Source organism: Synechococcus sp. LTW-G, assembly GCF_054459035.1.
This window is the reverse complement of the sequence record NZ_JBTKYW010000001.1, coordinates 525,679-534,512: the sequence shown is the minus strand read 5'-3', so window position 1 is coordinate 534,512 and position 8,834 is coordinate 525,679. Positions and strand designations below refer to the sequence as shown.

The 8,834-nt window shown below is 62.4% G+C and carries 15 protein-coding genes; 7 read left to right on the top strand and 8 right to left on the bottom strand.

Annotated elements, in window-relative coordinates:
* Positions 1–8 precede the first annotated feature (8 nt).
* Positions 9–1,274, top strand: a complete 1,266-nt coding sequence (locus ACXIQ9_RS02980) for a glycosyltransferase family protein (RefSeq protein ID WP_010316034.1) — start codon at positions 9–11, stop codon at positions 1,272–1,274.
* Positions 1,271–1,447: a hypothetical protein gene (locus ACXIQ9_RS02975; RefSeq protein ID WP_424174261.1), complete on the top strand. Its 177-nt coding sequence runs from the start codon at positions 1,271–1,273 to the stop codon at positions 1,445–1,447. Before ACXIQ9_RS02980 ends, ACXIQ9_RS02975 begins: the two co-directional genes overlap by 4 nt.
* A gap of 441 nt (positions 1,448–1,888) precedes the next feature.
* On the opposite strand, the gene ACXIQ9_RS02970 is transcribed toward ACXIQ9_RS02975, so the two are convergent.
* The gene (locus ACXIQ9_RS02970; protein ID WP_459015519.1) at positions 1,889–2,428 is read right to left on the bottom strand and encodes a L,D-transpeptidase; all 540 of its coding nucleotides are present in this window, start codon (positions 2,426–2,428) and stop codon (positions 1,889–1,891) included.
* A 156-nt stretch (positions 2,429–2,584) separates the two neighbouring features.
* Here ACXIQ9_RS02970 and ACXIQ9_RS02965 point away from each other — a divergent pair, with 156 nt between their 5' ends.
* The 3 genes from ACXIQ9_RS02965 (at position 2,585) to ACXIQ9_RS02955 (ending at position 4,822) form a co-directional block, all read left to right on the top strand.
* Positions 2,585–3,490 (top strand): polyphosphate kinase 2 family protein, encoded by a 906-nt coding sequence (locus tag ACXIQ9_RS02965; protein WP_459015517.1) that lies wholly within the window; start codon positions 2,585–2,587, stop codon positions 3,488–3,490.
* A 93-nt stretch (positions 3,491–3,583) separates the two neighbouring features.
* Positions 3,584–4,612, top strand: coding sequence for a DUF4912 domain-containing protein (locus ACXIQ9_RS02960; protein WP_459015515.1), 1,029 nt, complete (start codon positions 3,584–3,586; stop codon positions 4,610–4,612).
* 81 nt (positions 4,613–4,693) lie between these two features.
* On the top strand, positions 4,694–4,822 hold the full coding sequence (locus ACXIQ9_RS02955) for a hypothetical protein (RefSeq protein WP_010316044.1): 129 nt from the start codon (positions 4,694–4,696) through the stop codon (positions 4,820–4,822).
* A 24-nt stretch (positions 4,823–4,846) separates the two neighbouring features.
* Here the strand turns inward: ACXIQ9_RS02955 and ACXIQ9_RS02950 are convergent, their stop codons facing one another.
* The 4 genes from ACXIQ9_RS02950 to ACXIQ9_RS02935 all read right to left on the bottom strand — a co-directional run bounded on the left by ACXIQ9_RS02950 (position 4,847) and on the right by ACXIQ9_RS02935 (position 6,061).
* Positions 4,847–5,134: a hypothetical protein gene (locus tag ACXIQ9_RS02950; RefSeq protein ID WP_247477610.1), complete on the bottom strand. Its 288-nt coding sequence runs from the start codon at positions 5,132–5,134 to the stop codon at positions 4,847–4,849.
* Positions 5,135–5,140: 6 nt separating this feature from the next.
* Entirely contained in the window at positions 5,141–5,422 is a 282-nt protein-coding gene (locus ACXIQ9_RS02945) for a hypothetical protein (protein WP_247477611.1), read from the bottom strand.
* 48 nt (positions 5,423–5,470) lie between these two features.
* A complete protein-coding gene (locus ACXIQ9_RS02940; RefSeq protein WP_459015512.1) occupies positions 5,471–5,785 on the bottom strand; it encodes a hypothetical protein in 315 nt (104 codons plus the stop codon).
* Between the two features lie 81 nt (positions 5,786–5,866).
* Positions 5,867–6,061 carry a Nif11 family protein gene (locus ACXIQ9_RS02935; RefSeq protein WP_247479923.1) on the bottom strand — a complete coding sequence of 65 codons (195 nt, stop codon included), beginning with the start codon at positions 6,059–6,061 and terminating at the stop codon, positions 5,867–5,869.
* Positions 6,062–6,215: 154 nt separating this feature from the next.
* On the opposite strand from ACXIQ9_RS02935, the gene ACXIQ9_RS02930 reads away from it, so the two are divergent.
* Entirely contained in the window at positions 6,216–6,575 is a 360-nt protein-coding gene (locus tag ACXIQ9_RS02930; RefSeq protein ID WP_424163172.1) for a hypothetical protein, read from the top strand.
* Positions 6,576–6,578: 3 nt separating this feature from the next.
* On the opposite strand, the gene ACXIQ9_RS02925 is transcribed toward ACXIQ9_RS02930, so the two are convergent.
* Genes ACXIQ9_RS02925 through ACXIQ9_RS02915 form a run of 3 tightly spaced genes read right to left on the bottom strand, consistent with a single transcriptional unit; the run spans position 6,579 to position 7,124 of the window.
* On the bottom strand, positions 6,579–6,788 hold the full coding sequence (locus tag ACXIQ9_RS02925) for a hypothetical protein (protein WP_029626211.1): 210 nt from the start codon (positions 6,786–6,788) through the stop codon (positions 6,579–6,581).
* Between the two features lie 2 nt (positions 6,789–6,790).
* On the bottom strand, positions 6,791–6,985 hold the full coding sequence (locus tag ACXIQ9_RS02920) for a hypothetical protein (protein WP_010316058.1): 195 nt from the start codon (positions 6,983–6,985) through the stop codon (positions 6,791–6,793).
* A 4-nt stretch (positions 6,986–6,989) separates the two neighbouring features.
* Positions 6,990–7,124: a hypothetical protein gene (locus ACXIQ9_RS02915; RefSeq protein ID WP_010316060.1), complete on the bottom strand. Its 135-nt coding sequence runs from the start codon at positions 7,122–7,124 to the stop codon at positions 6,990–6,992.
* A 141-nt stretch (positions 7,125–7,265) separates the two neighbouring features.
* On the opposite strand from ACXIQ9_RS02915, the gene ACXIQ9_RS02910 reads away from it, so the two are divergent.
* Positions 7,266–8,753, top strand: a complete 1,488-nt coding sequence (locus ACXIQ9_RS02910) for an FAD-dependent monooxygenase (RefSeq protein WP_459015509.1) — start codon at positions 7,266–7,268, stop codon at positions 8,751–8,753.
* Positions 8,754–8,834 lie beyond the last annotated feature (81 nt).

The following is an 8,834-nucleotide window of genomic DNA, read 5'->3' as shown; positions in this document are numbered from 1 at the left end:
ATTACTGCATGGACTTCCAGCAAGGACTGATCACCACTGTTCATGACTACGGCTTCTCAGGGGCAGCCCCTGAGTTGTTCCATCAGCAATTACGTGATCGTCCGACGGCTCTGCTGCTCCCCTGCTTGATGGAGGAGTTCCGCCGCCCGGCCTTGCGCCTGATCCGTGAGGTGTTGTCGGGTCTCGAAGGTCTGCAGTCGCTCGTCATCGCCCTTGCGGCTGACTCCGTTGAGGAGGTGGATGAGGCCGAGGCGTTCTGGGCGGCGATGCCCTTCCCCGTGCACGTGCACTGGACCAATGGCCCGGCGGTCATCGAGCTGCTGCAGTCAGTCAAATCCTTAGGTCTGGACGTGCTTGGTCCCCCTGGCAAGGGATGGGCCGTCTGGCAGGGCTTGGGGGTGGCCTGCCGCGAGGCTGAAGTTGTCGGGCTGTTCGACGCCGACATCCGGACGTTTTCGTCGGCCTATCCCCAGCGCATGCTCCAGCCCCTGTTGGATCGCTCCACGGGGGTCGCCTATGTCAAAGCCTTCTACAGCAGGCTTTCCCTAGAAACCCATGCTCTGCAGGGAAGGGCGACCCGTTTGTTCGTGGGTCCCTTACTGAGCAGCTTGGAGCAGATCGTCGGCCCTCTTCCCTATCTCCGTTATCTCCAGTCCTTTCGCTATCCCTTGGCCGGTGAGTTTGCATTCACGACCGATTTGGCGATGAATTTGCGAATTCCTTGCGATTGGGGCTTGGAGATCGGATTGCTCTCCGAGGTTTATCGCCACGTCGCCATGAGTCGGATTGCCCAGGTGGACCTGGGGGTGTTTGACCACAAGCACAAGGATCTCGGGGCGACCCCTGAGCAGGGACTCAAGCGGATGGCCAGCGAAATCCTGCGCACGGTCCTGCGGGGCTTGATGGAGCACGAGGGCTGCAATTTGCTCAACGAGCAACTCCCCACCCTGGAAGCGCTCTATCGCAGGGTCGGCCAAGATCGGGTCCGGCAGTTCGGGCTCGATTCAGCCATCAATGGCCTCCCCCATGACCGCCATGGCGAAGAACTGGCCGTTCAGGACTTTGCGCAGCTGCTGCGGCCGGCCATCAAGGATCTGATGGAGACACCCTCGGTTCAGCAACTGCCGAGCTGGTCCCGGGTGCTCAGCTGTAGCCAGGATCTTCAGCAGGCCTTGGCCGCGGCGGGTCAATGTCGATCAGCAGGACGTAACGCTGACTACGTCACCCCCCCATCGGATACGGCTCAATTGGAGGAGCCATTCGTCGCCGCATGACGGGTTCGATCGAGATCCCCACGTCATCCACCACGCCTCAGGTGAAGCTCCACTATTGGACCAATGGCGGGGCCCAGAGCGTTGTTGTCCCCCTCGATGAGGAGGTCCAGCGCCACCGCCTGTTGCTCTCCAACGGAGCAGTCCTGCTCAAGCGGGAACTGATTGCCGCCTAGGCAAAAAAAAGCCCCGCCAAAGGCAGGGCTTTTCGGGATTCGCTTCAAGGGTGTGACCTTGTTTCCACCGTTGAGGCGAATCCACTCCTCACACGCACCAACCGTCGCCAGAGGACTGGCACAGTGCCAGTTCTTTGTAACCAGTTGTTCAACCGCACAGGCTCTGGGACATTCGCTTCCCTAGAACGGCGCTTGGAAACATTCCATTCCAACCTCACACCACGGCAAGCCCCCTCGTCATGAGGGGGCTTTTTTGTGACTGGAGCTTGCCCACAAAAAACCCCGCCGAGGGCGGGGTCGGGGGGTGTGAGGAATGGTGCAACCCATGCAGGTAGACCATGCCGCCGGCATGAACCAGTGGAGCGCTGATGGCCGCTGTTCCACCTCGGCGGTACTTCTGCTTTAGCCAGGACCTGGGCGGTTGGCAGCGGGTGCTTCTGCTTAGTTGCTGACGATCAGGGTCTGGGCTGCACTGCGGTGGACCAGCTCGGCCAGGCTCAACATCTCGTCCCTGTGGATCAGGCCGATACAACCGCCGGTTCCGCTGTTCCAGTTGCGGCCGGCACTGGGGTCCAGGTGGATTCCTAAAACGCGGCGGCCCGTGCTGAAGAGGGGCTCGAGGCCGATCCAGACGGGGCCGAGCTCCCGCGGATACTCATGGCCCAATGGTTCGACTGCGCCGATCGAATAGGTCCCTGGCGGGAGGGGCGCCTGGCTACCCAGTTGGTGCCGGTTGGCGCCTTGGTATTCCGCCCGTCCGCTGACGGCTTCGAAATGCCGCACCGGTTGTCCAGGGATCTCGAGTTTCAGGTCCCAGATCGGATCCCCTGTGCGGGGGAGGCGGCGGTTGGTGCGCTCAAGCGTCAGCCTTGGGGCTGGCGCTTCCGGCTCGGCAATGGCCAGCTCTTGGGCCGCGGCGGATGGTGCCAGGGTTGCGGCGAGAACGCAGCCACCCAGCAGCTGACCAAGCTTGCGACCCATGGGACTCCCGCGTGAGATCGAGGTGTCCTAGGGGGATTTCTTTTTCTCTCTTCAGAGAAAAACCAGTTGTGCAGTCGGCTCAGTGGCTGTCAGGGCTGACATTGCCTCCTGTGGTGGTCAGGGTGACTTCAGGCGATTGCGGTTCTGAGGCTGCCGATGGAGAGGGAACTGAGCCAGGTGCTCACGCAGTGCCATCACCTCACCAGGCCCTATCGAATCGAGAGCGGGGATGGATTCCGGCTGAATCAGATCGATCCTGGCGACACCCTGGATCTGCCCTCCGACAAGAAGGCGGCCCGAGAGGCACTCGAGCAGGGCGTTCAGATGCTCTCGGAGCTGCAGCAGCGTCTTTATGCCCAGAACAAGTGGGCGGTGCTGCTGATCTTTCAAGCGATGGACGCCGCGGGCAAGGACGGAACGATCAAGCATGTGATGAGTGGGGTGAATCCCCAGGGCTGCCAGGTGACCTCCTTTAAGGCCCCCTCTGCGCTGGACCTCGATCACGATTACCTCTGGCGCGCCAATCAAGCCCTGCCGGAGCGCGGGCGCATCGGGATTTTTAACCGCAGTTACTACGAGGAGACCCTGGTGGTGCGGGTCCATCCGGAGCTGTTGGCCAAGCAGTCCTTGCCGCCTGATTTGGTCGGGCCAAAGCTCTGGCAACAGCGTTTCGAGGACATTCGCCACTACGAGCGCTATCTGAGCCGCAACGGGGTGGTGGTCCTGAAGTTCTTCTTGCACCTTTCCAAAGAGGAGCAAAAACGCCGTTTTCTGCAGCGTTTGGAGCGTCCCGAGAAGAACTGGAAGTTTTCAGCGGCCGATATCCGCGAGAGGGGGTTCTGGGAGGACTACAGCCAGGCCTATGAGGAGATGATTCGCGAGACCGCCACAGCCCATGCGCCGTGGTTTGTTGTCCCGGCCGATCACAAGTGGTTCACCCGCTTGGTGGTCGCGGCGGCGGTGATTGAGCGTTTGGATGGCCTGGATCTGCGCTATCCCGAGGTCAGCCAAGAGGCCAAACAGGCCCTGGCCCAAGCGCGCGAGCAGTTGCTGGCTGAGTGATGCGGTCGCCTGTCGTAGCGATCCGCTGACAGAGCCGCTGCTGCGTGAGGGAAGTCGGTGACGATGGATCCCATCGCCATCCAGGGCTGAACCGTGACGCAAAGCAACTCCAACCCCAAGAGCAGCAACCAGCGTCCTTTCGGCTGGATCCGCGACCTGATTCCCTCCGGGATCAAAGAAAAGATTAAGGAGACGGTTCCTGGCATCTCCCCGCCTTCGGGTGACTCCATCGAGGTTGTCGAGGGTGTCCAGGACGCTTCCACCCACGTGGTGTTTCTACCCCGTGATCCCCAGTGGGCCTATTGCTTCTGGTCCATCAGCGCGGCGGATCGCAAGAGCGCCCAGAAGGCCGGTGCGACCCAGCTCTGCATTCGTCTAGCGGACGTGACGGGCCTAGGCGGCGAGCAGTCCCATCCCCACACCCTGCAGGAGCTGGTGGTGGATGGCAACGCCAGTGAATGGTTCTTGCCCGTGCCCCTCGATGGCCGCGACTACCGCGTTGAGCTGGGCTATCGCCTGCGCTCCGGTAGTTGGTATTCCCTGGCCTTCTCGGCCGTGGCTCATGTCCCAGGCATGGAGCCCTCCCAGCGCATTGCCGATGCCTTTGTTCCCTTCTCCCTGGAGGTTGGCCCGAGCGCTGCTCCTCAAGCGCTGACCACCCCCAGCTTTGGTGCGGGCGTGCAGCACGAGCAGCACTACCAGCGGGCGACCCTTCCCACCCGTAGCCGCCGAGTCGGCTCCGAGGTGCTGCACGAATACGACCTGGCGGGCCCTGGTCCCCTGAATGATTCCGGGGTGGGTGTCTGGGCCAGTGGCCGCACCGAGTCCGGTGCTGGCGCAGCCCGTCAGCGCTCCTTCTGGTTGGTGGCTGATGCCGAGCTGATCGTCTACGGCGCCACGGATCCAGCCGCCAGCCTGTTCATCGGTGACGAGCAGATTCAGCTGGAGCGCGATGGCAGCTTCCGCATTCACGTCCCCTTCCGTGATGGTGAGCAGCTCTACCCGGTCCGCGCGATTGCCGCTGATGGTGAGCAGGAGCGCTCCATTGCGATGGAGTTTGAGCGCCGCACCCCCCACGCTCGGGTCAACACCGCCGAAGAGGCCCAGACCGAGTGGTTCTAACGGCTGGTTTTCGACAGGTCTCGGAAACCCCCGCTTTCCGTTGCGGCGGTGCTAAAAAAATCCAGTTCTGATCGTTCCGGAATGGACTACCTCGTGCTTGCCTCCGCTGTCGCTCCCCGAGGCGTTCCCGTGATCCTGCCGGCCCTCGGCGGTGCAGGTTTGATTGCCCTGCTGGTCTTCTTCCTGTCTCAGGCTTCCGCCAAGAGCTGAGACCGTTCATCGAAGCCGCCGCGCCTAGTCCTGGGCGGCGGCTTTTTTGTGTTCGGCTTCGGCTGGATCGGGCTGCGTGAAGGTCAAGACGCAGTAGTAGCGCGTATTGCCGTAGCCGATCTCCACGTCGTTGCAGTTGCTGCTGGTCACCCTGGCCCCCTTGGGCAGTTGTGACATGGCCTCCTGCCAGGCCTGTTGGCGGCTAAGGGGTGATTGCGAGGAGACGGATCCTTCCGCAGCCAGGCCCTGCATTGAGAATCCAAGCAGTGCGGCGGTGCCGATGGCCAAGCTGCTCTGGCGCCAACCGTTCATTGGGGTTCAGCGGCTCTCTCCAGACATAGCTACGGACGGCTCCAGTCCGTTGATCCAGCGCCGACCGGCGGGGACCAAGGAGCGCTCGACTTCCCGCCAGGGAAATCCCCCCTGCTTGCAGTCGAGGTCCTCCCCCATGCCGTAGCCCAGGCCGTCATGGACCTCCTCGAGGGCCTGCGGGAAGCTCAGCTGCTTGATCGAGGCGTAGACCCGCGCAATCGCGTTGACCTCTCCGGGGGTGCTGCTGCCGTTGGCATAACGCTCACGTAGCGCTTGTGCAGAGTGCATGGGCTGGGCCTTCCCCTCTGCCCTCAAGGCTGGCAGCGGATTGCTGGGCTAGCTCGGATTGAGGGCCTGACATTCGAAAAACGTTTCCTTCAGGCTGCTGTGATCGCGATCCAGAGATCCCGTCCCTTGCATGGCCATGCTTAGCCGCGATTCCAGTCCGAGCAGCGCGGTGTAGCAGCGCAGTTGGTTGGCATCATCGGCGCGGTTTTTCAGTTGATGGGAGGTTCCCATCGCCGCGCTGCAGTCCGCCCGCGAACCACCGTTGAAGCAGCGCATGGCCGCCTGTTGCAGGCTGAGCAGGGACTGGGCCTGGGCCGCTGGAGCGGCCAGCAGCGCGAACAGCAGAAGCCAGCGGCGGTTCAACGGGGCATCGGCCGATGAGCCCAACACTAAGAAGCCGGCCCCGATTGGAGCCGGCTTCGGACGTCTTGCCTTGTGATCGCGCTAGTGCGTGTGCGGAGCCTCCTCGCTGTGGTCGTGCTGCCAGCGGGTCAGGGTCGCTGGGGAGAACTTGTGTCCATGCTTGCGGGCAACAGAAACGACGCAGCTGTTGTTCTCGCCGCACTTGTCGAGCTCGCGCTGCATGCTTGTGTTGCCCTTGGCTTTACGCATGAACAGTTCAAGTTGATGTCTTGACATGGCGTATTCCATGGAAAGATCCACCTACCGCTAGCGGTAGATCTGCTGCGATTGGCCTGAGTTCAGCTTCTCTCCCTGTTGAAGATTGTCTGTGTTTGTTCTCTCTATTCAGAGAAAAAGATCGGGTCTTGGCTCGCTCGGTAGGGTCATCGGCATGAACGTTGCATCCCCTCTGGCCCGTCTTCTGGGCGCTTCTGCGGCTGCCGTTGCCGTCTTGGCTGCTCCAGTCTTCGCGGCGGAGCCTGATCCCTATGCCCAGTTCATGGGGCACTACGAACGGGTCTTGAAGGCTCAGAATTCGGGCGATCTCTATCGCCTCTGCCGCTCCATGCAGGCGATGGATGGCCTGTTGATTGAGCACTTCGCCGTGTTTGAGCAGCGCGATCCCGCTACGGACTGGATGGAGGTGCGGGCTTCCTACAAGCCTGTCCTCGACGACCAGTGCGGCCAGGTCAGTGTTCCCCAGAAGAGCCCGCCGAAGGGGGATGCTCCTGCTGCTAAGCCCCAGAGCTAAGGCTCAGTCGTCGCTCTGCAGGAAGCGCGGAGCGAAGCGCCAGGCCAACACAAGGCTCGCGAGGCCGTAGGCCACAAAGGTGGTCGCTTGGCCGAAGCTGCCCGTGCCATACAGCTCACGCTCCAGCAGGACGTAATCCATCACGGACGCCACTGTCCCCCAGAGGATCACCCAAACCGAGACATAGGCAATGCCCTTGAGCGTGCGTTCCATGCTCACCACATCCACTCGTCAGGGGAGGGGATGCCGCTTTCGCGGCGCACCCGAGCGATGCGTTCGCTGGCGCGCTGCTGTTCTTCGCTGCGGCTGAGCCAGGGCCGAATCCGATTGGCCGCCTTGCTGGCATCCAGGGCGGAGGGCAGTCGGGTCAGCTTGTAGTTCGCCCCGTTATGGGTGGTGGTCTCCGTCATCGCGCTATCGGTTCAGCCAAAGCTTGATCGCAACCGTGGCGGCGGCCGCCGCCAAGATCCAATAGAGCCAGGTCAGGTTCAGCACCGTCGCCAGCACCAGGCCGATCACAAAGAAGACCAGAAATCGGCCGAGGGTCATTTCTGCTTCGCTTTATAAATCGACCCTAACGCACTGCGGCGATTGCTCTTTCAGTGAAAGAAGCCGCCAAAAAAGAAGTGGAACTCTCCATACCCAACGCGTGTTGTTGTGCAGCCTTGGCGGAGAGTTGACGTTGGTCTGATGTCCCAACCGGTGTTGGTGGTTGGAGCGGGGCCGGTGGGTCTCACCCTGGCGCTGGCCCTGCGTCAGCAGGACATCGCCGTTCGGGTGGTGGAACGGGAGCCGAAACCCTCCGAGCGCTCCAAGGCCCTAGTGATCTGGCCGCGGACCCTGGAGTTGTTGGATCTCCAGGGCTGCGTTGAGCCTTTCTTGAAGGCTGGGATTCCGGGCCATGGAGCTCGGATCCAGGCCGGTCAACGCCTGCTGGCGGCGCTCTCCTTTTCCAAGGTGCAGAGCGCCTTCCCCTACGCCTTGATGATTCCCCAGAACCGCACGGAGGCGGTCCTGACCCAGTTGCTGGCGGAGCGGGGCGTGTCAGTCGAGCGCCAGCTGGAACTCAGCCGGTTCACCGCCTCCGATGGCGGTGTGACGGCCGAACTCAGCCGAGCTGATGGCAGCAAGGAAACGATGGAGTGCAGTTATCTGCTGGGCTGCGATGGTGCCCACAGCCTTGTGCGCCATCAGCTGGGTCTGGCCTACAGCGGCGAAACCCTGGAATCCAATTGGGTTCTGGCCGACGTCAAGCTCGACGGCCCCGCAGCTTCCGATCAGGTGGCCGTGGTCTGGAATCCCGAGGGGATCCTGGCCCTGTTCCCGATCGTCGGAGATCGCTTCCGCATCATTGGCGATGTCTCGGGGACGGAGGCGGCCGATCCGAGCCTGGAGCAGGTTCAGAGCCTGGTGGAGCAGCGCTTGGGATCAGACTTCCGCGCCCATGATCCGATCTGGCTCAGTCATTTCCGGATCAACGAGCGCAAGGTCGATCGCTACAGCGTCGGTCGGGTCTTCTTGGCGGGGGATGCGGCCCATATCCACAGCCCAGCTGGGGGGCAGGGCATGAACACGGGCATGCAGGATGCCTTCAACCTGGCTTGGAAACTGGCCCTAGTGCTGCAGGGCAAGGCGGGGCCACAGCTGCTGGAGACCTATTCCCCGGAACGCAGCGGGATTGGCGATCGGGTGCTGCGCAATGCCGGTGTGTTGACGCGGGTGGCTCTGCTGCGGCAGCCCCTGCTGCGTCGGCTGCGGAATCTGGCGTTCATGAATTTGGGCCGCAGTCGTCGCGTTCAAGGTCGCCTGGTGGCGCAGCTCTGCGAGACCGATCTGCACTACCGCGGCAGCGCCCTGGCTCCGGTTCTGGCTCGCTCAGGAGGCGGACTGCGCCCCGGTGAGCGCACGCCGGATCTGCCCTGCCAGGGCCCCAGTTGCCAGACGCGACTGCACGCCCTGCTGCGCTCCGGTCGCTTTGTGTTGCTGTCTGTTGGTGCGCCGCTGCCGCCGGCCGGCTCTGCCCTGGCGAGCGATTGGTTGGTTCCGGCCAGCGCAGAACCCCAGGAGGGCTACGTGGCTGGCCAGACCTATCTGATTAGGCCGGATGCCTACCTCTGCAGCAGTAGTCCCAGTGCCGATCAGGAGCGCCTTGTGGCCCTGTGGGATCAGTGGCGCTGAGCTGGTTTTCGACGAGTTGCATCGAAGAGTGGAAGATTTGATTAAGTCCGAAGAACGGATATTCAGGTTTGATCAGTTTTG